15 protein-coding genes, 1 tRNA gene and 3 pseudogenes are annotated in these 23221 nt (G+C 51.9%); 12 read left to right on the top strand and 7 right to left on the bottom strand.

Features of this window, described 5'->3' with window-relative positions; all coding sequences use genetic code 11:
- Positions 1 to 70 precede the first annotated feature (70 nt).
- The 3 genes and pseudogenes from BITS_RS05935 to BITS_RS05925 all read right to left on the bottom strand — a co-directional run bounded on the left by BITS_RS05935 (position 71) and on the right by BITS_RS05925 (position 4044).
- Positions 71 to 2281, bottom strand: coding sequence for a DUF4037 domain-containing protein (locus tag BITS_RS05935; RefSeq protein WP_044259596.1), 2211 nt, complete (start codon positions 2279 to 2281; stop codon positions 71 to 73).
- 244 nt (positions 2282 to 2525) lie between these two features.
- Positions 2526 to 3693: pseudogene (locus BITS_RS05930) on the bottom strand (MFS transporter).
- A gap of 277 nt (positions 3694 to 3970) precedes the next feature.
- A tRNA-Pro gene (locus tag BITS_RS05925) sits at positions 3971 to 4044 on the bottom strand.
- Between the two features lie 291 nt (positions 4045 to 4335).
- Between BITS_RS05925 and lysS the strand changes: the two genes are divergently transcribed.
- From lysS to BITS_RS05905, 4 genes are all read left to right on the top strand, one after another.
- Complete coding sequence (gene lysS, locus BITS_RS05920; RefSeq protein WP_026641503.1) at positions 4336 to 5997, top strand: lysine--tRNA ligase; 1662 nt, start codon at positions 4336 to 4338, stop codon at positions 5995 to 5997.
- A 333-nt stretch (positions 5998 to 6330) separates the two neighbouring features.
- A complete protein-coding gene (locus BITS_RS08740; RefSeq protein WP_152571190.1) occupies positions 6331 to 7332 on the top strand; it encodes a hypothetical protein in 1002 nt (333 codons plus the stop codon).
- 298 nt (positions 7333 to 7630) lie between these two features.
- Entirely contained in the window at positions 7631 to 8755 is a 1125-nt protein-coding gene (menA, locus tag BITS_RS05910; RefSeq protein WP_051264292.1) for a 1,4-dihydroxy-2-naphthoate octaprenyltransferase, read from the top strand.
- Positions 8756 to 8835: 80 nt separating this feature from the next.
- Complete coding sequence (locus BITS_RS05905; protein WP_026641501.1) at positions 8836 to 9576, top strand: phosphoglyceromutase; 741 nt, start codon at positions 8836 to 8838, stop codon at positions 9574 to 9576.
- A gap of 332 nt (positions 9577 to 9908) precedes the next feature.
- Here BITS_RS05905 and phoU read toward each other — a convergent pair whose 3' ends face one another.
- Positions 9909 to 10589, bottom strand: coding sequence for a phosphate signaling complex protein PhoU (gene phoU, locus BITS_RS05900; protein WP_026641500.1), 681 nt, complete (start codon positions 10587 to 10589; stop codon positions 9909 to 9911).
- A gap of 189 nt (positions 10590 to 10778) precedes the next feature.
- On the opposite strand from phoU, the gene BITS_RS05895 reads away from it, so the two are divergent.
- The gene (locus BITS_RS05895; RefSeq protein WP_034533441.1) at positions 10779 to 12041 is read left to right on the top strand and encodes a sensor histidine kinase; all 1263 of its coding nucleotides are present in this window, start codon (positions 10779 to 10781) and stop codon (positions 12039 to 12041) included.
- A gap of 7 nt (positions 12042 to 12048) precedes the next feature.
- Here the strand turns inward: BITS_RS05895 and BITS_RS05890 are convergent.
- A pseudogene (locus BITS_RS05890) lies at positions 12049 to 12302 on the bottom strand (DUF2530 domain-containing protein).
- 127 nt (positions 12303 to 12429) lie between these two features.
- On the opposite strand from BITS_RS05890, the gene manA reads away from it, so the two are divergent.
- Positions 12430 to 13845: a mannose-6-phosphate isomerase, class I gene (manA, locus tag BITS_RS05885; protein WP_044259594.1), complete on the top strand. Its 1416-nt coding sequence runs from the start codon at positions 12430 to 12432 to the stop codon at positions 13843 to 13845.
- A 308-nt stretch (positions 13846 to 14153) separates the two neighbouring features.
- Here manA and serC read toward each other — a convergent pair whose 3' ends face one another.
- A complete protein-coding gene (gene serC, locus BITS_RS05880) occupies positions 14154 to 15302 on the bottom strand; it encodes a phosphoserine transaminase (RefSeq protein WP_026641497.1) in 1149 nt (382 codons plus the stop codon).
- A 423-nt stretch (positions 15303 to 15725) separates the two neighbouring features.
- Here serC and BITS_RS05875 point away from each other — a divergent pair, with 423 nt between their 5' ends.
- From BITS_RS05875 to BITS_RS05865, 3 genes are all read left to right on the top strand, one after another.
- On the top strand, positions 15726 to 16703 hold the full coding sequence (locus tag BITS_RS05875) for a CHAP domain-containing protein (RefSeq protein ID WP_026641496.1): 978 nt from the start codon (positions 15726 to 15728) through the stop codon (positions 16701 to 16703).
- Positions 16704 to 17108: 405 nt separating this feature from the next.
- On the top strand, positions 17109 to 17828 hold the full coding sequence (locus BITS_RS05870; RefSeq protein WP_034533490.1) for a C40 family peptidase: 720 nt from the start codon (positions 17109 to 17111) through the stop codon (positions 17826 to 17828).
- A gap of 159 nt (positions 17829 to 17987) precedes the next feature.
- Entirely contained in the window at positions 17988 to 19031 is a 1044-nt protein-coding gene (locus BITS_RS05865) for a universal stress protein (RefSeq protein ID WP_026641494.1), read from the top strand.
- A 201-nt stretch (positions 19032 to 19232) separates the two neighbouring features.
- On the opposite strand, the gene BITS_RS05860 is transcribed toward BITS_RS05865, so the two are convergent.
- A complete protein-coding gene (locus BITS_RS05860) occupies positions 19233 to 19646 on the bottom strand; it encodes an OsmC family protein (RefSeq protein ID WP_026641493.1) in 414 nt (137 codons plus the stop codon).
- Between the two features lie 490 nt (positions 19647 to 20136).
- Here BITS_RS05860 and BITS_RS05855 point away from each other — a divergent pair, with 490 nt between their 5' ends.
- The 3 genes and pseudogenes from BITS_RS05855 to BITS_RS05845 all read left to right on the top strand — a co-directional run bounded on the left by BITS_RS05855 (position 20137) and on the right by BITS_RS05845 (position 22601).
- Entirely contained in the window at positions 20137 to 20937 is an 801-nt protein-coding gene (locus BITS_RS05855) for a thymidylate synthase (protein WP_238556566.1), read from the top strand.
- Between the two features lie 207 nt (positions 20938 to 21144).
- Positions 21145 to 21804, top strand: coding sequence for a dihydrofolate reductase (locus BITS_RS05850; RefSeq protein WP_026641491.1), 660 nt, complete (start codon positions 21145 to 21147; stop codon positions 21802 to 21804).
- 279 nt (positions 21805 to 22083) lie between these two features.
- Positions 22084 to 22601, top strand: a pseudogene (locus BITS_RS05845) (low molecular weight protein-tyrosine-phosphatase).
- Positions 22602 to 23221 lie beyond the last annotated feature (620 nt).

Genomic DNA, 23221 nt, shown 5'->3' with positions numbered 1-23221 from the left:
TGTTGTTCCGTTGTCCGTGTATTCATCCATGCGATATCCCTGTGTTATGTGACCGTGCCGTCTATCGGCTTTATAGGCTATGAAGACATGCATCAGAGGACACGATATGCTCCTCCACATAGGGACGCTGCCATTCCAAGAAATCCTCGGAGGATGAAGTGAGTCCTTCTCGTTGCAATTCCACAACCACTGCTTTGCTTATTGCCGCGATATGCTCGTTGATTTGCCGCTGAGCTGGGTCGGCGCCTTTGCCTCCTTCGCCGAATCCAGCTCCGCCAAAGCATGCTGCAGAGGACAGTCTGAGAATATCTTCCAACCGGGCACATACGCCGGCAAGTCTTGTGGCGATACGGTTGCTCAGTGAGCGCAGTGCGGCAAATTGCCATTTGTAATATGGCAGATACCCTACGGTGATGGGATTATTGATAAGAAAAACCAACGAAGCAGTTGCTTGTACGAATTCATGAACAGACATCCATGCAGCAGCGCCATCGCCACGCTGCGCCATTCTCGGGAAATTATATTGCCCGGCTTGGGCCATCATCCCCAATCGACGAGAGATCAATGACAGCCTGACATCATCCGGCATATTCTTGAATCCCTGTCGTGTTTTCAAAACTTGCCCATATGGATCGGCGAAGACCTCACCATTCGTTGCGGCGGCCAGAGTCGCTTCATCAAGCATCAGCCATTCATGAGATTTGTCGGTGCGAGGAGCTTGGGTATATCCGGTAATGCCGCTGAAGAAATCACTTGTGGCAAAGACACCAACACGACGGCTCGCACCTTGCGCTCGCGCTGTCGAGGACCGTGGTCCGTATCCCATGAAATGGGAGGGGAGTCGATCGTAATCTTCCTGAAGTCGGCTTCCAATCGTTGCATAGTCCTCGTCGGTGAGCCATAGGCAGAAGCCAGGGCCGAAATCATGGTCCTGCGAATACTCGTCATCGAAACCATAGCATTCTGAACCGTGTCCTATGAGCCCTGCGGCAATACGCCCCTGATATTCGGGGTAGCGGTTTTCGATTAATGGCTTTCCATAGGCTTGCCAGAATGCTCGAGAGAGTTCCAGACCTTGTAGTGCAACTTGGGTTGTCGCCTTGACGCTGGGTGCATTTGATTCATAGTTTCGGTGAGACTCGTTGGTCGGATCAATGGCGTCACTGGTGGAATGCCGATGGAATGAGGACTGTGGTGACGAAGTGCGTTGGGAAGTAAGCGGTTGAATGGATGATGACTGCGAGGATGACGGCTGAGTGGATGAAGACTGCGAGGAAGGCTGCCGAGTGGAATCTCGTTGAGCCTCGGAATGCTGCTGATGCGCTCGTTTCGACGCCTGCTTCGCTTCCTCCAGGTTCGCCGAGGTAATGCGGTAATAGTCCGTGTCGGTTCCGTAGCATTCGGCGATGACGTCCAAAGATTGACGATAGAGCTGCACTGCCTGGTCATAGTGCTGGGAAGCGAAACATACTTGAGCATATCCTGCCAATGCCGAAGCAAAATGCGCGCTGTGCTCAAGATGCCCATGACGATAAATATCCAGAGCCGTTGAAGCGTGTGACATGGCTTCTTTCAATAACAAAGAAGCCTGGGTTGCGGTTGGCTGAGCAATTTCCCCATGCTCTTCAGCAGTATCGGAAGCTTGCGAAGGATGGACATGCGGGTGTGCACGTTCCACCAAAACCAGCGCGAGATTGGTGTGGCTTGATGCGATATCAATATCGCTTAAGGCGTCCACGCTGGAAGCATGCAGTATGCGAAGAGCTGTTTCCAATTCTCTTTGCGCCTTGTCAAGTCTCCCCGTCTCTGAATACAGCATGGACAGGTTATTGTGCAATGCCGCAAGGCGGCGGTCCTTCGCACCGAAAGTTGATTGTGCGCTTTGCAAGGCCTGACGATAGAGATCTTCCGCCTGATCATAGCGTTGGGCGGCGCGCATTCCAGTGGCCGCATTGATAAGCGTTGTGGTCCAGGCTTCTGTGCCTTCCAATCCCATGCGTAATGCCAATTCAATGGCACGCTGGATAATCCATTGATTATCGTCATGCCGTCCTTGTGATCGGTAGAATCCCATGGTTTCATTCAGCACGGTGAGCAGACCTGCGTCATCTCCTGCATTTTCTGCGTCGGTCAAAGCCTGCAAGAGGTAAGGCTCGGCTTTTTCAGCTGCCTCATGGGAGGAGAATATGGAATCCAATCCTTGCAAAAACACTTGCACGTCAAATATTGACTGTTGGTTTGTGTCCGGGGTATCAGACTCTGTCGCATCGAACATTTGCATATTCACTCCCTTGTGCCGACTACACTGACACCAGTCTAATCCTCGACGAGCGCAGTGATATGCGTGGCATGCTGTGGGTGAAGACCATTGATGTGCTCCCGCCGCCTGTAGAAGCGGGAGCTTCCTGCTCAAGAATCCTGTATTGAAGTCTGCACGACAGGGAGTGTGTCAGGTTGATGCTTGATTGATTATTCTCGTCAGTGGCATGCGCTGTGTTCTCGAGCAACAATCGTGGTAACGCTGCTCAGACTTGCTGAATTTCTCGAATGCCTTCATATCGCAAGGAGAACATGGCCAGTAGGAGGACCGCCAGTATTGCGAAGGGAATGCCTCCCAACGCTGGGTAGTGATAATCCATGGAGAAGGAATTCAACATGGATCCGCCAACAATGGATCCCACGGCGTTTCCGAAGTTGAAAGCCACTTGAACCGCAGCTCCACCAACAAGTTCGCCGCCGCCTTTACCCGCTTCGGCCATCAACAATTGCTGAGGCGCCGAGACGAAAAACAGGCCGAATGAGATAAGGAAGGTGAGCAGAGCCGTTTCCCATCGTGATCCAGGTGTGAGCAGTACCAGAATCAGTCCGACTGCTGCGACGGTCTGTCCGACTGCTGCCGTTCCTGCATGACGCCATCGATCACTTAAACGTCCTCCGACCAAACCGCCGACAACCATGCCGAATCCTGCAAGCATCATCATGGCTGAGATCATCGATGTCGGATGCCCTCCCACTTCGATAAGCCAAGGAGAGACATAGCTCCACCAACAGAAAATACCGGTATTGCCGAAGAACACCGCTGCAAGGATCAGCCAGGGTCCGGGTTTGGAAAGGAAACGGAATTGGCCGGCTATGCCGGCATCCTTCACAGGGGGCACAGCGGGCACCCACTTATGCACCAGCACTATGGTTATGCCTGCCCAAAGCGCAAGGATGGCAAAGGCCAGGCGCCAAGACAGTATGTCTGCCAACATGGTTCCAGCGGGTACTCCAATCATATTGGCGACGGTTTGTCCAGTGACCATTGAAGCCACTGCTTGCGACTCCTTGCCCGGCTCGGCAAGCAGTTTTGCGATAAGGGTCGCGGTTCCAAAGAATGCTCCGTGGGGCAGGCCCGCGATGAATCGTGCCACGATGAGCATAGGGGAATTCATCGCCACCGTGCTGAGGAGATTGCCGGTCAAGGCGATGATCATAAAAAGGATGATGAGGTTTTGGGAGGTATTTTCGTCCGAATACCAATATCAAGGTGCCGAAGCACACGCCGATGGCGTATGCGGAAATATATGAGCCTGCTGTCGGGATGCTTACATTCATGGCTTGCGCTGTTTGCGGCAAAATGCCCATCATAACGAATTCAGCTGCGCCGAGAATGAAGGCGCCGGAGGCTAGGGCAAGCAGACTGCGTTTCACTGCGGACTCCTGAAAAGTGTGGTGATAACCGATGCTGCACACATTGCGCATCGGCGACAAGGTATACGATGTATCTTACATACACTGCCGGAACAAACGGAGTAGTTTGAGGTGTTGCACGAGACAGTCGATGGCTCGTGTGAAACGATGCGTATGGAGCCATATTGCCACGGTCGATTCCGGTGTGAAACGGTGTTGGCAATGTGTGCGCATTGCCGTACAACCACTGCGATAGTAACGAAAAAGCCACATCCTGAAAGGAGTGGCTTTCACAAAGTCGGGCTGGCGGGATTTGAACCCGCGGCCTCTTCGTCCCGAACGAAGCGCGCTACCAAGCTGCGCTACAGCCCGTTTGGCAACGTCGGAAATGATACAACGGGGACTAGGACAAAGGCAAGTCGCGTGTCGGTGAAAATGCGGAAATCGGTTCGATGGATAATGCGGTTGAACCTAGGCATGAAAGGTTGTGGCTTCATACGGTCATGAGGTTATGAAGGCCGAGAGTGTTTTTGGGGTAGGTTGACCCTTTGTCGGCAACACAATATCCATGAACTGCGTGAAGGGTTGCCTTGTTTTCATTGACGCAGAGTGTGCGCGGCTTCGAAGCCTTCTCAGTAGAGGTAGTTCGATACACTGTGCGTTATGAGTGAGTCGATCGAATCGCAAGATAATGAAATTGAGGGCGAGGCCGCTGCCCCAAGCATGACAACTATTGAACGTGCGGAGCTTTTGGTGGCTCAGGATGAAGCCATACAGTCAAAAATCAACGAAGGTGCAAGTCTTGATGAGGCTGTGGATCCTAGCAATAAGGAATTCGGACCCTTGGCGCATCCGGAACAGGTGCAGATGCGAGTTGCCAAGCGCGCTTTGATGCTCAAAGAAGGCGTCGAGCCTTATCCTGTGCACCTAGATGTGACGGATACCATCCTCCAGGTACGCGAACGATACGATGGCAAGCTGGAAGCGGGCCAAGAGACTGAGGATATGGTCGGTATTGCCGGCCGTGTGCTGTTCATTCGCAATGCAGGTGGTTTGTGCTTCGTGAAGATTGCGGCTGGTGATGGCACGGCAATTCAGGGCATGGTCTCCAAGCGCGAGGTGGGTGCCGATTCACTCAAACGATTCAAGCAGTTGGTGGATTTGGGCGATCATCTCTATCTACGTGGACGTGTGATCTCTTCAAAGACCGGTGAACTCTCCATATTCGCCACAGAATGGTCCATTGCAGCCAAGGCTCTTCAGCCATTGCCTGCGCTGCATAAGGATCTGAATGAGGACACGCGTACGCGTAAGCCATATATCGGCATGATCGCCGATGAGCGTATGCGTGATATGGTGCGCAATCGTTCCAAGGCCGTGGCCAGTTTGCGATCCACTTTCGCTGAGCATGACTTCATCGAAGTGGAGACGCCCATGTTGCAGACGGTTCATGGAGGTGCCGCTGCGCGCCCGTTCACCACACATATGAATGCTTTCGATTTGGATTTGTATCTGCGCATTGCCCCGGAGCTCTTCCTCAAGCGGTGCCTGGTTGGTGGCATTGATCGCGTATTTGAAATAAACCGTGATTTCCGCAATGAAGGCGTGGATGCAACACATGCTCCTGAATTCACCATGCTTGAGGCATATCAGGCATACGGCACCTACGACACCATCGGTCAGTTGGTGAAGGAATTGGTGCAGAAGACGGCAATGGATGTCTTCGGTTCTCACAAGGTCACCCTGGTGGATGGCACTGAATACGACTTCGGTGGTGAATGGAAGACCATCAGCATGTATGAGTCGCTTTCGCAGTCTTTGGGCGAAGAGATCACTCCTGAGACCGCAGTTGAGCATCTTGGCGCCATTGCTGACAAGCTGGGTGTGGAACGCGATGATGTGGAGAATCACGGCAAGTTGGTCGAGCATCTGTGGGAGCACTTCTATGAAGACAATCTCTATGAGCCCACCTTCGTCCGCGATTTCCCTGTGGAAACGAGCCCGCTCGTCAAGAGTCACCGTTCAAAGCCCGGTGTGGTGGAGAAGTGGGATCTGTATGTGCGCGGGTTTGAATTGGCAACCGGCTACTCGGAGCTGAACGACCCTGTCGTGCAACGTGAGCGCTTTGTGCAACAGGCCAAGGATGCTTTGGCAGGAGATGCCGAGGCAATGGATATTGACGAAGATTTCCTTGAGGCGCTGGGTGTCGGCATGCCGCCAGCAGGAGGCATGGGAATGGGTATCGACCGATTGCTCATCGCTCTTACCGGTGCAACCATCCGTGAAACCATCACTTTCCCATTGGTGAAGCCTTTGAATCTGTAAAACGGTGCACAATGCGCCTGTCTATGACCCAACCTATGGGCTGCAGAACGATTTCGGGATATTTCCCACTGTGAAATCGAATCTATGGCGGCTCCCGGTTGGGTCGTTTCGTATTCAAAGGACATCAATACTTTCGATTGGTGAAAACCAAGCCAAGCTAAGGATGACTGTGTTTAGGTAGTGTCTCCATGTGCCTCATGTAAAATAGGCCATACCATGCGTTTTCGGTGAATGTCTGAATACGTTGCTCAGGAAGAAGGATTCGGTGCCACGTGGAGGGCAGTGTCAAAGTGCATGGCGCAATGTGCACATATTCCTTTGAAAGGGATAGATATGACCAGTCCTATGAACCCTACTCCTCAACCCCAAAATCCTCAGCAAAACAATCAGCAGCCTGTACAACCTGCACCGCAGCAGTGGCAACAGCCTCAGGCGCCTCAGCAGCCGGCGCAATCCACTTCCCCAATTCAGTTCATTCTGGGTATGGAAGACAAGACCTTTAATCTCGGCGGTTTCGTCGTCAATGTGTGGTCCATTGTCGCATACGCAGGTGCTTTGGTGGTCTTGCTTGGCGTATTCATGCCCTTTATTTCTGTTTGGGGCATTTCGCAAAGCTTGATTGGCGGAGGCGACGGATGGATTCTTCTGTTGCTTGCCATAGCGGCTTGTGTCTGCATGTCCTTGCGTCAGCATATCGCCGCCGTAGTGCTCGCTGCATTGTCGGTGTGCATGATGATTTTCGAGTTTATCCATGCGCAATCTGTGGTCGGAGATTATTCAAGCGAGTTCTTCTCGGTATCCGTGAAGTATTCCGCTGGAGCATTCTTCTCAATGCTAGGAACACTGGTACTTCTGGCAGGAACGGTAGCTTTGCTGGTCGCTCAGCAGTACCGCAAGAAGAATGGTATTGCACCGGCAATGCCTATCGGTTTGACGCAGCGTCCGGCAGGATTTGCTCCGCAAGGTCAGCCGATGCCGATGCAGCAATATCCGGCACAGCCGCAGCAGGGCGCTGCACAGCCCCAGCAATTCAACCAACCTCAGCAGTTTGCCCAGGCACCGGTTCAGCAGCCGGTTGCTCCTCAGGGCACAGCTCCTCAGTATGCTGCTGCACAGGCTCAGCCGATGCAACAGCAAACTCCGCAGACGCCTCAGATGCACCAAGTCCCGCAACCAGCTCAGCAAATGCCTCAGGGTGTTCCTCAGGCATCGGCCACTCAACCAGTTGCAAATGCCACGCCAGCGGCTGCGTCTCAACAAACCGGGCAGGCCCCGGCGCAAACTCCTGACATATCTGTGCATCAGGAAGGTGAGGAGACGGAGCAAAACGCATAATAACGTCAAGCAGCGTTTCACAGTTTCGTGAAGTGCTCCAACATTGATCAATGAGGCGACGAGATGAACTTCACTCGTCGCCTCATTGCATGCGTGGAATTGTTCGCGTGTGTTACCCAGCAATCCGTGACGTGCAGACGAGACGTCAACGATGAATAGAAACCGTGCTGAACGTTGATTGGTTGACTTCGATGGAGGGTTTAGCGTTGCGGTGAGCGAATAATCATGGAGATTCAGCACTCCGAAATATGCAATGCAATGCATAATGCGATGCGTATACTAGACGGATAAGGTCGATATGACCTCATATCAGAGAGAAGAAGCTGAGGTAGTCATGCGTGTGCGGATGTGGGTCGAAGGGATGCGACCCCGAACCTTGCCCGCCAGCGTGGCTCCGGTCATCGCAGGCGTATCCGCGGCTTGGATGCTCCTGTCAAAACCATCCCAAACCTTATGCGATATTCAAGGACAGAAGATCCCTTGTGCAATCCCGTGGCATGAAATCCCGGGCGCAATGACCCGTGTTCAATTCATTGCGTTGTTATGCCTTGTGGTGGCAGTATGCATGCAAATTGCAGTGAATTTCGCCAATGATTATTCTGATGGCATCCGTGGAAGCGATCGGGATCGCGGAGGAGCGGAACGGCAATCAGGAAAACCTACCCGTTTGGTGGCGTCCGGTGTGTCTCCTCGCCATGTGTTATTCGCCGCCGCATGCAGTGCTGCAATAGCGTGCGTCTGCGGGATTGTCGTTGCTGTCTCAGTGCATCAATACTGGTTGATTGTGGTGGGTGCCGTGGCTCTTCTTGCCGGATGGCTATATACGGGAGGCAAACATCCATATGGCTACTCCGGATGGGGAGAATTGTCAGCAGCAGTGTTTTTCGGCCCCGTGGCCACACTGGGTACGCAATATGCCGTGTATCATTCCCTCGATGATTTCAGTGGTCTCGGGAATCAGACGGCATCGTATGTTTCACCTATTTCCGCAGGAATAGGCGACATCATCGCTCAAGGCATGAGCGGCATAGACCTTCTTGGAATTCTTCTTTCGATGTGTGTCGGTATCAATACCGCGATCATTATGTTGGTGAATAATATTCGCGATATTGAGGACGATATTCCCAGCGGAAAGCGAACTCTTGCCGTGCGTCTCGGCCGAAAGAACGCCGAGTTGATAATGGAGGCGGGGGCGGTTCTTGAGGTCTCCCTGTCGGTTGCAGTATTGTCTTTGGTTTTGCGATCGCATATATTGCCCCAAGTTCAGGTGTGGGCCGTGGTTATGCTGTGGATCGCGCATATTCTCATGCTCGTTATGGTATTGAAGGCGGTGTTATTCGAGGATTACCGCAAAGCGCTCTCGCTTGCCGGCATGAATAGTTTGTTCGCTGTGATGTATGTCGTCGTCGGCAGTTTGTGGTGATTGTCGGTTCATCGATTCATATGGTGGATAGAAACGGCGCAATATAAGTCCTCGTCGTTGATGTCACATAAACTAAGGCTATGTCTTACAAATTGGTATTGCTCCGACATGGTCAGAGCGCATGGAATAAAACCAATCAGTTCACCGGCTGGGTGGATGTCCCGCTGACCGAGCAGGGCGTTGAAGAAGCCAAGCGCGGTGGCCAGCTGCTCAAGGAAAAGAATGTCCTGCCGGATATTGTTTTCACTTCGCTGCTGCGTCGAGCCATCAATACTGCTAACTACGCATTGGATGCCGCAGACCGCCTGTGGATTCCTGTGCAGCGTAGCTGGCGTCTGAACGAGCGTCACTATGGCGCTCTGCAGGGCAAGAACAAGACCGAAATCCGTGAAGAATACGGTGACGAGAAGTTCATGATCTGGCGTCGTTCCTATGCAACTCCGCCGCCAGAGATCAACCCTGACGATGAATATTCGCAGAACAACGATCCTCGCTATGCCGGCGACCCGGTTCCGGAAACCGAAGCTCTTGCCAATGTGGTCGAGCGCGTCACTCCTTACTGGGAATCCGATATTGTTCCTGAGCTCAAAGCCGGCAAGACGGTTCTGATTGCAGCTCACGGCAACTCGCTGCGCGCAATCGTCAAGATGCTTGACGGTTTGAGCGAAGAGGAGATTGCAAAGGTCAATATTCCTACTGCAATTCCGCTGCTCTACGAGTTGGACGAGAACTTCAAGCCGATCAAGCCTCGCGGTGAGTACCTGGATCCGGAGGCAGCAGCCGCCGGTGCCGCTGCTGTGGCAGCTCAAGGCCAGAAGTGATTGTGGCATAAGTTCAAGTAACTTTGAATTCGGGTCGACCATGTGTCGGCCCGTTTTTTGTTACCCTCTCCAGACAATCTTGGGCCTATAGGAACTTTTGTGGTGTTTATTACTGTTGTCCGGCCTTGTGCGAGTAGGTGTTTCGTCCTATTATTTTTCTCTCATTGAAAATGATCTGCGGTGAGTTGGGGCAGGAGTGCCGCCTGACGCAGTGTCTCTGGCTCATCGAATTTTGGCACTGAATTTGAGTTGTTGTGGGACCATATGGTGAGGGCCGTGCTTCATCAATAAGCACGGCCCTCACCATATGCAGTCAGATTCGATGCAATCGATTAGTCGATATCGGTGCCCTCATCTCGTGTGGGCTCCTTGCTCGGATCAAAACCGGAGACGATGAATACCACACGGCGAGAAGCGGAAACGGCGTGGTCGCCAAGGCGCTCAAGGAAACGACCCAAGAGCACGACGTCGATGAGTTGTTCCTTGGTGCTATTCCAGTCGTCAGACTGCACCAAGGTGAACATTTGCTTGTGCAGATCATCAAGCTTGTCATCATCGATGATTACCTGCTCTGCAATCTTGGCATCACGATCAGCGAGCATATTGACCAAACGATCAGCGGTTGTGCGCAGGAAATCAACCATTTGGGTAAACAGTGGCTTGGCCTCATCTGGCAACGGGCACTGTGGATATGTGCGACGTGCTGCTTCGGCGATGTGGCGAGCAAGATCGCCCATGCGCTCGAAAGTAGCGGCGAGTCGCAAAGTGGATACCACCACGCGCAAATCGGTGGCCACTGGGTTTTGTTTGGCCAAAAGCTTGACGCATTGGTCAATGACGCTTGATTCCAGCGCATCGATCTCAATATCGCCGTCGATAACGGCTTGAGCAGCTTCGACATCTGCATTCAACAGAGCGTCGCCAGCACCGTAAATGGCCTTGTGTACGTCCTGGGCCATGCGGTCGAGATCGTCTGCGACGGCTTTCATCTCCTCATTGAAAATAACGCGCATCGTATATGCCTTTCCTTCTACTGTGGGAGACCCTTGACCATACCAGTCTATTATCTATTTCGATGTTATGTCGACAATACCATCAGGTTCTTGGCTTATGTTGGGCAAATTTCCTCCATATGTTCATATTCCGTTCACTCGTGCCAGCTCGCTGAAACCATCTCCACGTAGATGTGGAAGAATGGAAGCATGCAACAGTCCGGTTCGTCTCTGTTTATATTCATTGCTTTTGGCATCATAGGTGTAGCAATTGCGGTGATTTTGGTATTTGCTCTTACTGATTGGCTGCAGCCCGTTTCCTTTGCCATTCGTAGATGGCTATCCGCTGTATCCAGTTCGGTGAAGTCGGCTTTTGGTGGCCGCAACGACGAGAATGATGACAGTCGCAATGATGATATCGACAATGCGACCGCGACATTATTGTCGTTGATCCAAGGCGTGACCATTGTCGTAGACGAGTCAGGTGATGTCATCAGGGCAAATCCTGCGGCGTATGCATTGGGAGTGGTTGAAGACGATACGATAACCAATGCCGAGGTGCGGGATGCCATCGAAGAGGTTCGTGAACGCGGGGGGCGGAAGCAATTCGATATCACCACGCAAACACCGGAACGCTACGCTTCGACCCAGAAGGACAAGTGGGCTGACCAAGGCATCAATGTGCAAGGTGTGCGCAGGCCAAATTGGTTGAAAGTTACGGTTGGACGAATCAATAAGCACTTCGTGGTCGTTCTGATCGATGATGTAAGCGATATCGTCCGCTTCACCGAAGTAAGGGAATCCTTCCTGGTCAATGTTTCTGAACAATTGCTCAAGCCCACTGAGGCTTTGACACAGTTGGCCGATGCGCTGGAACGCGATCACCTTGATCCTCAACAGGTTCGTGACGAGGCGGTTCAGGTGCGTGAATCATCGCGCAGTCTCAACCATATGGTTGCCGATTTGATGTTGTTGATGAAGGCGCAGGAGCCGATTATCCCTTCCAGTGCCAATCGTTGCCTTATTTGCGAACAGCTTGAAGGAGTCAAGCGAGAAGTTGCTGATCGCTTGGATAAGGCGTCGATAACGCTGAATATCGATTGCACAGAAGGCTTGACCGTGAACGGCGATAGCGAACAGATTCAGGCTGCAGTAACGAAACTGGTGAATAATGCCATTCGATATTCCGAACCGGGTTCCATGGTGGTGATCAGCGCCCGACCCTCAGCTGATGGCAAGGAAGCGAATATCAAGGTCATCGATAGGGGAGTGGGAATTTCCAAACAGGACCAGGCGCGTATTTTTGAACGATTCTATCGAGGTGCGAACCAAACTGAACGGTCTGAGGAAGGCATGGGATTAGGGTTGGCGATTGTCAAACACGTGGCCCTGACGCATCACGGCAGCGTATCCGTGTGGAGTACTCCAGGGCAGGGAAGCACTTTTACCCTTACCCTTCCACTGGCTCAGTGAGTGGTATTCATTGACCCAGACGGCGATAATCCCAGCGATCGAAATGCTCCCAAACCAGCATCAAAATGCCGATAACAAGACCTGCCACGCTGACAAACAGCGCACGTTCCACCTGGAAGTGAAGAAGCTGCATAACCAAGAGCACCAAGCTGAACCAAGCCAGAGCAATGTGCCGACAGTGAATACGGTTCGCAAATCAACACGGACCGGCTTCGGTGATGGCTTGCGTACATCTGGATCGAAAATCGCAGCAAACTTCATATCATCACCATAGCGTGCAGGGTAACCTTGTGTGAGGATAGATTGCAGATCAGTATGCCTTCACCGATTTGCCAAGGTGTGTGATCTGGGGGCATGAACGGGAAATAACGAGTGCAAAGGAAGAGGTATGTATCCGGTTCTTCCTGTGATGAAGCATTATGCATGGGGTTCGTATCACCGGTTGCAATCGCTGATGGCGTCTTCCTCATTGCTTCATGATGAGGGCATTCAGGCGCAAGATGGGCGACCTTTGGCCGAACTGTGGTACGGCGCTCATCCACAATGGCCTTCTTCTATTGCCACTGCGGATCACGATATGCAAGAGCTTTCAGCTCGCATTGCGCAGGAGCCTCTCGATATGCTTGGCGCTGATTGCAATGAACGTTTTGGGCCATCTCTGCCATATTTGTTGAAAATATTGGCTGTGCGCTCGCCACTATCGTTGCAGGTCCATCCAATAGCGCATCAGGCTCGTGCAGGTTTCAATGCAGAAGAGCTATCTGGCATTGCCCATGATGATACCAAACGCTCCTTTCCGGATGCTCAGGAAAAGAACGAAATGGTGATGGCATTGGATGATTTTTATGCCAGTGTGGGGTTCAGGCCGATAACCTCGATTATTCACGATTTGTCGATTATTGATCATGAAGTGGCACAAGAGATGCTCAGCGCTTTGCAACATGTGCAGGACGATGAAGGACGAGAGATAGATAAGAGTGTATCGGGTCAGGGCAAGATCCAAGAAGGCAAGGATTCACGCGGTTCGTTTGGAATCGTAAGCCGTTCGAATCATTCGAATCGATTGCGCAATGCACTGCGCATCGCAATAACCGCATCTCAGCAAGAAGGTGTGGCGGATTCTTTGCAATGTGCTCTGGAGGAAAGTGACCCTTGCAATAATGCGATTCGTCATGCATTCATAGCAGCACAGCAATTTCCTTCGGATCCCAGTGCATTTGCTCTGGTATTGATGAATCCGGTTTCCTTGTGCGCAGGAGAGGCGTTGTATATTCCTGCTGGGACGCTGCATGCATATATCCATGGGTTTGGTGCGGAAATCATGACCAATTCGGATACGGTTTTGCGAGCAGGTTTGACGGTCAAACATAAGGATATTGCCGGGGCATTGGATGGTATTCGAGTATGGAAGGATGGCGTCATCAACCCACATGTCCTTTCAGGTTGCATCTCGCCAGGTGTGCAGGGCGGTCTATTCTTTCCTGGATTGGATGAATTTGAGTTGGTGGTTGGATCGATTCATTCAATGGGCGTTGGAGAGTCGATTCAGCAGAAATGCAATGTCGAACAAGATGCCAGAGTCCGACGTCTGGTTGAAACATTCGAGCGTTCTCGTCCTCGTATGGTTGTGTGCATTGAAGGCGCATTACGCTGTGTGAGCGATAAGGATTCTCGAATACTTGAGGCAGGGGACGCTGTGTTCATTCCGGCTTCAGATGGGCCTTTGCGGCTTGAAAGCGCTCAACACAAGAGCGGAATTCATGCCGGTCCAGCGAGATATCTGCTGGCAACCACTCGTTTCTAGTGTTCAATACTTCATTGCTGACCGGTCGTTTATCGATATCTGGTAATCGGCCGAAATGATATTGAGCAATGATGAATGGCAACACAGCCCATGGAATGCGGTCAATCAGCATTCATTCAGGTGATGTCCATATATATAAGGACTCATTACGGCACGGGTAGTGCGAGGTCAACTGCTCAAGCCCAAACAGTGAGCGCAGGAACAACAACGGCCTTCCCGATACCATGTCGTACACGGGAAGGCCGCCGGTTCATTGGGCTATGCATACTCGGCGCTGCATCGCCTCGCTGAATATTGTGAGCTATTCCTTACTGTTGAATGTGTTCCACAACATAATCAATGCATTCGGTCAAAGCAACAACGTCATGAGGCTCCACTGATGGGAATACGCCGATACGCAATTGATTGCGCCCAAGCTTGCGGTATCCTGCAGTGTCAACAATGCCGTTATCGCGCAAAGCCGCAATGATTTGCGCAGCATTGATGGCTCCATCGATATCAATGGTGACCACTGCTTGTGAACGAGCGGAGGTATCAGAGACGAAGGGGGATGCATATTCGCTGTTTTCGGCCCAGGAATACAGCAGCGATGAAGATTTGGCGCAGCGTGCCACGGCCCAAGCCAATCCGCCATTATTGTTGAGCCATTGAATCTGCTCATTGAGCATGATAAGCGTTGCAAGCGCTGGTGTGTTCAGTGTCTGATCCTTGCGCGAATTTTCGACTGCTGAGGTCAAGGACAGGAACGGTGGAACCCAACGCCGTGCACCTTCGAGTGATGCGCTCGCTTCAACGGCTTGGGCACGTTCGATGGCGTCGGGGGAGAGGACAGCAAGCCACAATCCTCCATCGGAACCGAAAGCCTTTTGAGGAGAGAAATAGTATGCATCCGTTTGCGCGATGTCTACTGGAAGGGCGCCTGCAGCGCTGGTTGCATCTACCAGAATAAGCGCCTGCTGTTCTGCACTGCCGGGAATGCGCTCAACAGGGGCGGCGACACCGGTGGAGGTTTCATTATGTGCCCAGCAATAGGCGTCCACGCCTTCGGTGAATTCAGGCAAGCGAAATGTTCCGGGTTCGGATTCGTAAATAACCGGTTCTTCCAGGAAAGGTGCTCGATGTGCCGACTGAGCGAACTTTGCGCTAAAGGATCCGTATGAACCAAAAGCCGCCTTGCGATTGATCAAGGAAGCGCATGCCATATCCCAGAATGCGCTGGCCCCTCCGTTCCCCAATGCTATTTCGTAACCGTCAGGGATGGAGAAGAATGAGGACAAGCCCTCCCGAATAGATGCAACGACTTGCTTTACAGGAGACTGACGGTGAGATGTTCCCATAAGCGACTGAGCGCCTGAACGAATGGCCTCGATTTGATCAGGCCGAATTTTGCTTGGTCCGGAGCCGAATCGTCCGTCTTTAGGGATTAATTCGGAAGGTATGCGCACTGTATTTCCCATGGCTGCCAGCCTAATCAGTAGCGTGGATGATGCGGAGTGAAATATATGATATGTGAGACAGAACCGCGAATGACCGATGTATGGTGCGCGATGCAGGGCAGGGTGGCATTAAATACGATGCTCAGCAAGGCATCCTTCGGGATAATAGTCAAAGCTGATATTAATGACTAGCGCTATGGGATGAAGCATCCGGTGTGTCGTACATCACATTTTCTTATGCATCGGTATTGTCGAACGTAAATTATGGGGGAAAACCAAGGATTTCAGAGGCTGGTGTTCAGGCATTGAGATGGCTGGAAGGCTATGCTCTTTACAGAATGGCATTGCACTGGCTCCATACGTTGGGGTAGTCTGCACAAATGTGACGGTAGTGCGACACCCTGCTGCAGAGGGTGTAGATGATCCGGCAAGGAGTTTTTCAATATGAAGCATGCGGCCCATAAGGCAGGCAGAGGCTCACAACGGCAGTTCAGCGTATCCAAAGCGCTGTTCGCATCGAGCCGTGGTGGCCACTCAGCAAAGACGGCACGTATGGTCGAACGTTCCGCAAATGGCGGAGCGGTTGTAGGTTTAGATGACGCTGTTGCTCGTAAGTTGAACGAGATCACACCTCGAACTCGTCGTTCAATTCGTCAGGCGAATCGCGCCGCAGAGCGTAAATCAGTACTTTTGGCATCCACTTCTTTGGCCACTTTGGTAGGAACCGCTGCGACGGTTATGGCCTTCGCAAGTCCAGATGAATCGGCTACTTCGCTTTCTGAAGCCTCGACCACAACAACACAATTGAAGCGCGTATCAGTGGATAGCGGTTCAACCGTATCCCGTTCCGAAGAGCGTACTGCGTTGACCAGCACGGATGGAACCGTGTCAACGGCAGAGTCCACGCAGACCACGAATGATGGCGGATGGCAGCTCGGTGCTGCGGATACTTCGCTGGATGTGAATCAGATGTCACGGTCCACGGCGAATAACCAAGTGGTGGCTTCGTTGATGGATGGCGATGCAAGCGTTCTTCCAGCGGGATTCAACCCCAACCATGCCACGGGTGACGTCGGCAATGTGTATGAATTCAGCCAGTGCACTTGGTGGGTCTACACACGTCGTACCCAGCTCGGTTTGCCTGTAGGTTCTCATATGGGCAACGGCAATATGTGGGCTAATTCAGCGCGTGCATTGGGTTATTGGGTTGACAATACCCCTCGTCATGTCGGCGACATCATCGTGTTTGCTGCAGGACAGGCGGATTCTGACGCGACTTACGGTCATGTGGCCATTGTTGAGAAAATCAATGAAGACGGCTCGATTGTAACCTCTGAATGCGGTTCTGTTATGAACGGCCAGACATATTCCCGTACGTTCACTGCAGCTGAAGCCGGTAATTTCGAATACATTCATTATTAATCGGATAGAACCAATAGGTTCAGCATAATCCGGATCGATGGCGCTTGAGGTATTCCTCGGGCGCCATTGTTGTATCTCAAGAGATTACGCGAGATCAAAACTGCGCAAGATTGTCTATATGCGGGAACTCACATATCGAAGACAAGCCGACATCTCGACAGAGGGATTCAAGATATTCTGTGTGCAGGAGCTTGCACGAAGAACAGATAAGCGCCAGCAGATGCTCTTTCATATGTGCTGCTGAGTTTTTGAATATCATATTTGATGGTTGCAAATTCAGGTTGTTTCCAGCTATCTTTAGGCTGAGAAGGGGCTTATTTTCCGGCGTGTTGCTTAGTATGGTGGGAAGGGGGAGGGGTCTCCCAACTGTGTTGGAAGTGTGTATGCTACCCTTGTTCCTTGATGATGAAACTAACGAAGTCCATGTCGGCAATCGTAGCTGCCGTCGCCGCAAGTGCGACACTGGCCGCTCTTGCCCCCACCGCCTCTGCGGGAACCGATGACGGTTCCGTCGTGACATCGTCGCGTTCGTTCCCCAAGGTCAATACCGTCAAGAAGAATCTGCTTGAAGAGTCGACTTCCACCAGTGTGGATCAGGACTCAAACTGGGGTGGAATCGAAAGTCTTGATGTGCCACAGACCCAGTCTCAGGCAGAAAAGGATGCTGAAGCTGCACAGAAGGCTGCAGAAGAAGCCGCTGCTGCCGCGAGCAGGTCCTCAACTCGTGAATCGACGACCACGTCGACATCTACCTCCTACACGGTGACTCCACCTGATGACGCCTCTGTATCGTCGTTGTTGAACTATGCAGCGCAGTTTGTAGGCAATGTGCCCTATCTGAGCGGTGGCACCACGCCTGCAGGATGGGATTGCTCAGGCTTTGTCCAGTATGTATATGCCAGCATCGGCGTGAGTCTTCCGAGGACTTCTGGACAGCAGGCGACTGTCGGACAGGCTGTGGCAAGTCTTGCAGATGCGCAGCCGGGCGATATCATTGCCAATGGCACGCACGCCGCCATTTATGTCGGCAACGGCATGGTGATCAATTCTCAGCTGAACGGCACCAAGTATGATTCCGTGCCGGTTGTATTCACCAGCTCGTATTCCATTCGTCGCGTGCTGTAGTCACAGCAGATAAGTGCTCAACGAAAAGGGCGTACTCCTTCGGGGGTGCGCCCTTTTCGTTGCATTAAGCCATGCCGAGCCCTTACATCTCAGCAATTGGGGAGTATTGTGGAGATAGGCGGTGCGTATAGCGTTGCCGTTTACTACAAGGAGGTCGTCATGATTAACGACAAAGCCATTCTCGTTGGCGTTGACGGTTCGCATGCTAGCTACAAAGCGACGTGGTGGGCTGCGAATTATGCAAAACATGCCGGATTGACCCTGCAGATCGTGTGTGCGTACTCATTGCCGAGCTATGCTGCGGTTTCATTTGACTCAACATATACGGCGATGGGGGATGACAACGCCGCACACAGTGATGCACAGGAAATCCTGTCCAAAGCCAAGGCGATCGCTGACGGCCAAGGCGTGGAAGCGACCACATTGATTGTTACCGGCGACCCGGCCTCCGTATTCGTAGAACTATCTCGCAATTACAACTTGATTGTTATCGGAAACAGAGGTAAGGGTGGTTTGGCGGAGCGTCTGCTCGGCACGACCAGCTCCTCGCTTCCTGCATATGCATATTGCCCTATCGTCGTGGTTCCTTACACCGATGATGACGGCAATCTGCGTCATTTGAACAACACCATCACCAAGGTTGCAGTTGGTTCAGATGAGTCCAAGTGGGGTCTGAAGGCGCTTGATATTGCCGCCGATTTCGCTGCCGGATGGGGAGCTGAGCTGAATGTGATTTCTGCAGTGCCTCGTATCCAGGGCGTGGATGAAGGCGAAGAAAGCGTTATGGATTCCTATATGGAGGATCTGGACGTTCGCATCAAGCCATTGCTTGAGGCTCATCCCGATCTAAAGGTGAACAAATCCGTGGTTCCGGGCTCGGCGGTGAATGCATTGACGAAGGCCAGTTATGACCATGATGTTGTTGTAGTGGGTTCCCGCGGGCGTGGTGGCTTTACTGGCCTGTTGCTTGGTTCCACAAGCCAGGGACTGCTGCAACACGCCGCAGGACCTGTGTACGTGGTTCCACGCAAGTATGTTGAGGCTGCAGAGTCGCGGCTGGATACGGTACCAAGCTCGCCGGCTGATGTGCCGACCAAGCCGTTGCAGGATATCTCAGGCGTTGAAGAGATTTCTGTGAAGACTGCGGACCAAGACCAGGCGCAGGATATCGAAGCAACTATCGATCCATTGCATGGTGAGTGAATTCATGTTTCACGGAGTGTTTCACAGCGATTTCTGTGAAACACTAGTGGTAATGAATGCATAAGAATTGAGCCCGGCTCCTGATGGAGGCCGGGCTCAATTCTTAAATGGCTCTGCATGAATATCAATGGCGCAGTCGTCATTCGCAATTCAGTTGGTCGGTCATCGCATTTTCGGTGGATGTCGATTCGAAGAATGCGATTATCGGCGAATAGTGACATCCATGCGTACAGGTGTTTCCTGTTCATAGGTGTGCTTCACCGTGCAAGCTTTGGCGACATGGCGATTCATGCGCTCTTCAAGAGCCTTCGCATCATCATCGCTGAGCTGTGCATCGGTTGCGTCAACCACAAGCTGCTCGTTGAAATTCAAGTAAGCGTCATTCTCGGCATCATAGGTTCCGTCGACCACGATGCGTGCGCCATGGCCTTCTCCCAGCGCACGTTCCACTGCGGATTGGGTTGTCAATGCCGTGCAGGCAGCCAGAGCGACTTTCATAAGATCGCCGGGGGAGAATTGACCGCGGCCTTTACCGAATTTGATATGTGCGCCTTCATCGCTAAAGGCGTCCCATGAACCGTCCTTATTGCGTTCTACCCACAGTCGTTTACCCACAATGGCCTCCTTACGCCGTTTGGATGCGATAATGGCATCGCACTGTACACCAATGTAGTCGAATTATGTGCTACGCGATGGTGCTGCTGCAATTTTCGAGAGATTTATCGTTTGAATAAAACTCAATATGTTCGGATTGCCGCTTAAGGAATATGGTGCGTTGCATCATAGGCGAAAGGGTGGCTTGACTGATGTCGTGGTCGAAATTGCGCGAAGAATTCGTTCATTGGCGTATCTGAGGTGATGACATTTATGCGAAATATGGCGTGTCCAATACGCTCAGAGAGCAAGAACCGTGGAAGCACTTCGTGACAAGTTGCGTGTCAAGGCGTGTGATATCAAGCATATTGAAACATCCTTCAATCTTGATTGGTTAGTGATATGGCTGGGTGGCTGGCTCAATTGCTACACTGGTCGCATGGCTTTGACACCAGAACAACTTGAAGACATTCGTTCACGCATTCCTGCACGTCCCCAGACTGATATCGCAATGCCGTATGAGGACTTGGTGCGCAAGATCGTGATGGAAGGTACGCTGAAGTCGGATCGTACCGGTACAGGGACCGTTTCGTTATTCGGCCAGCAAATACGCTTCGACCTCAGTGAAAGTTTCCCCCTGCTCACCACCAAAACCGTTTTTTTCAAGGGATTGGCTTATGAGCTGTTGTGGTTCCTTAAAGGCTCAAGCAATGTGCGTTGGTTGCAGGAACACAATGTGCATATCTGGGATGAGTGGGCTGATGAGAATGGTGATCTGGGGCCGGTGTACGGTGTGCAATGGCGTAGCTGGCCTGCCCCAACTCCTGAAGACCCCGATAGGACCATTGATCAGATAACCAATGTGCTGGATTTGGTCAAGAACAGCCCTGATTCACGTCGTATGGTGGTCAGCGCTTGGAACCCGGCAGAGGTCGAGAATATGGCTTTGCCGCCATGCCATGCGCTGTTCCAGTTCTATGTCGCTGATGGCAAATTGTCCTGCCAGTTGTATCAGCGCTCATGCGATATGTTCCTCGGAGTACCCTTCAACATTGCTTCGTATTCCTTGCTCACCTTGATGATGGCACAACAGGCTGGTTTGGAGCCCGGCGAGTTCGTCTGGACAGGCGGAGATTGCCATGTGTATGACAACCATATGGAACAGGTGCTTGAACAGCTTGGGCGCGACCCATATCCATATCCACAGATTCGCATACGCAAGGCCGACTCCTTGTTTGATTATCAATTTGAGGATTTCGAGATTCTCAACTACGAGCATCATCCTACGATCAAGGCTCCGGTGGCGGTCTGAGCAAATCGCGTGGGCTGTTGGAATTGTTTCATCGCATACTCAATAGCGGATGTGGGTCGAATCAATTCGTTTGCGGTTGATTCTTATGAGGCGAGAACAGTCAAGCGGCTTGATACTGAGTCTAACGCTGAATGCGTCTGGAACCTAGGGGCAGTGGTCTGAACCCACCAATACACTTGTGGCTGTTACGATTCAAGGAGTAATGAAATGGAGCATGATAGTAGCCGTAGTGGCTATCACGAACCCGAGCCCGGATTATCCGGGCTACATGAAACCGAGGATTGGGGTGACGATTATCCCAAGGCATTTTCGGTGCATTTGATTTGGGCTCAGGCAGTCGGAAAAAGCGGCCGTGAGGGTGCCATAGGCTTCAATGGAGAGTTGCCGTGGCATTTGAGCGAGGATTTGAAGCGGTTCAAGGAGCTCACCGTTTCTCATCCGGTGATTATGGGACGCAAGACTTGGGAGTCTTTGGACGTCAAATATCGCCCTTTGCCCAATCGCGACAATATCGTTGTCACACGCAGCAATGCATATGTGGCGCCAGGAGCCACAGTGGCAAATAATCTTGAAGCCGCATTGGATTTCGCCCGTCAGGAGGCCATTCCTGATGACGGTATGGATCGCAGCGAGATATGGGTCATCGGTGGGGCGGAGCTCTTCCAGCAGACTTTGGCCATGGCTAAGAAGGTCTATGTTACCCAGATTCGTGCGCAAGTTGATGCGGATACGTATGCCCCTGATATGGACAGCTTCGTTCAGGCTGGATTGTGGCGAGTGAGCGAAGAAGGTCCGTGGCTGAAACCAGCGGACGAAAACTCGCGTATCGCTGCATATCGTTTTGTTACATACGAGAGGCAAGTCTGAGGCCATAATAGGCGATATTGCAAATAAGTCCCTGTCGAATTTTCGGCAGGGACTTTGTTGGTTTTCGGCTTGGTTTTGTTACCGGCCACGCTTTGATAGCGAATGGTGATTGTTATTGTATGAGCATTATCCCATTTTCTCTTGTATGCACTGTGTACTGAGGACGTCAGTGGAAGCGCTCCTTGCTCTGGGTTGAATGGCAGGGCTTCCGGAACATGGCAGCCGATATGATGGTGTCATTGAACGCTTGAGCATAATGGCAAGGAATGATATATGGAAATGCACAAGAATGCATCTGATAAGTACACCATTATGACTGTGTGCACGGGTAATATCTGTCGGTCTCCTATGGCTGAGATCATCTTGCAGTCATATGTTGACCGTGAGGGCTTGCAGGACCGCGTACGGGTCATTTCTAGCGGTGTCAGCGATGAAGAGGACGGCAATCCTATCGATCGTCGTGCTGTCAAGGTTTTGCGTGACAGGGGATATGAAATCCCTGCATATCACCGTGCACATCGTGTGACTAGGGATGAAATCGCTCAGACTGATTTGTTCCTTCCTATGACGGCGTCGCATATGAGGCTTTGCTCCGTCAGATTCCAGATGGCAAGCGTAGCGAAGTGCATATGTATCGCAGCTTCGATCCGGCTCTTCCGACGCCGGCAAGGGGTGATGAATCACGGATAGACCTGGTTGATCCCTGGTATGGCGGACCTCATGAATTTGAGGTGGCCATCGATCAGATCGAAGAAGTTGCGCCATATATTATCGAATGGGTCAAGAAGCAGCTGTAGCGCTGTTGTAAACGCTGTCTTGAGTGCATCGAGTGAAGAAAGCCCACCTTTGGGTTGTGCAGGCATATAGTCTGCGTCGGCCCCAAGATGGGCTGTTGTGTTATTTGGAGGAACGTATTTGATCGATCTTGCGTCTCCGTGCGGAACCGGCGTGGACTGGAAGGAATTTCGTACCGGCACACGATACTCCGACGCCACAGAATGACATCCAAAAACCAGTCTAAAGCACCACAAAAGTTTCTCTAGACCACTTGACCGAAAAACCGGCCATCAGATACACAATTTGTCCTATAGCCCCAGGCAAACCAAACTGGAGACTGCTCAACAACATCTACCCCTAAACCCCGCCACAATGCGAAGAGCCACAATTGGCCAATATCGGGTTAATGGACAAAATGTGTGTCTGATGGTTGGCGTCGGGGTTTGTGCTTGTTGGTGTGTCGGGGTTGTTTTAACGGTTTTGGTGTTAATGTCCGGGTTCGTTTGCTTTTTCGGTGTATGTGTGCTGTTTGATTGCTGTGCATGGTCAAGAGGAATCGTCCGTGCCGCGTTGTGTGAATTGTGCGGCGGGTCCATGCGCAAGAACGGGTTCACTTCGCGGCCGGCAGCGGTGCGCTGCG

Source organism: Bifidobacterium tsurumiense (assembly GCF_000741765.1).
Classification (GTDB): Bacteria; Actinomycetota; Actinomycetes; order Actinomycetales; family Bifidobacteriaceae; genus Bifidobacterium; species Bifidobacterium tsurumiense.
The sequence above is the reverse complement of the archived record's forward strand: the minus strand, read 5'-3'. Positions and strand labels throughout refer to the sequence as shown.

Bases quoted from the DNA above. Each gene is read 5' to 3' on its own strand.
- BITS_RS05875 (WP_026641496.1), top strand. From the start codon at position 15,726: ATGAAGCATGCGGCCCATAAGGCAGGCAGAGGCTCACAACGGCAGTTC.
- serC (WP_026641497.1), bottom strand. From the start codon at position 15,302: ATGGGAAATACAGTGCGCATACCTTCCGAATTAATCCCTAAAGACGGA.
- BITS_RS05865 (WP_026641494.1), top strand. From the start codon at position 17,988: ATGATTAACGACAAAGCCATTCTCGTTGGCGTTGACGGTTCGCATGCT.
- BITS_RS05870 (WP_034533490.1), top strand. From the start codon at position 17,109: ATGAAACTAACGAAGTCCATGTCGGCAATCGTAGCTGCCGTCGCCGCA.
- menA (WP_051264292.1), top strand. From the start codon at position 7,631: ATGACCTCATATCAGAGAGAAGAAGCTGAGGTAGTCATGCGTGTGCGG.
- BITS_RS08740 (WP_152571190.1), top strand. From the start codon at position 6,331: ATGACCAGTCCTATGAACCCTACTCCTCAACCCCAAAATCCTCAGCAA.
- BITS_RS05905 (WP_026641501.1), top strand. From the start codon at position 8,836: ATGTCTTACAAATTGGTATTGCTCCGACATGGTCAGAGCGCATGGAAT.
- BITS_RS05935 (WP_044259596.1), bottom strand. From the start codon at position 2,281: ATGCAAATGTTCGATGCGACAGAGTCTGATACCCCGGACACAAACCAA.
- lysS (WP_026641503.1), top strand. From the start codon at position 4,336: ATGAGTGAGTCGATCGAATCGCAAGATAATGAAATTGAGGGCGAGGCC.
- BITS_RS05895 (WP_034533441.1), top strand. From the start codon at position 10,779: ATGCAACAGTCCGGTTCGTCTCTGTTTATATTCATTGCTTTTGGCATC.
- manA (WP_044259594.1), top strand. From the start codon at position 12,430: ATGTATCCGGTTCTTCCTGTGATGAAGCATTATGCATGGGGTTCGTAT.
- phoU (WP_026641500.1), bottom strand. From the start codon at position 10,589: ATGCGCGTTATTTTCAATGAGGAGATGAAAGCCGTCGCAGACGATCTC.
- BITS_RS05850 (WP_026641491.1), top strand. From the start codon at position 21,145: ATGGAGCATGATAGTAGCCGTAGTGGCTATCACGAACCCGAGCCCGGA.
- BITS_RS05855 (WP_238556566.1), top strand. From the start codon at position 20,137: ATGCCGTATGAGGACTTGGTGCGCAAGATCGTGATGGAAGGTACGCTG.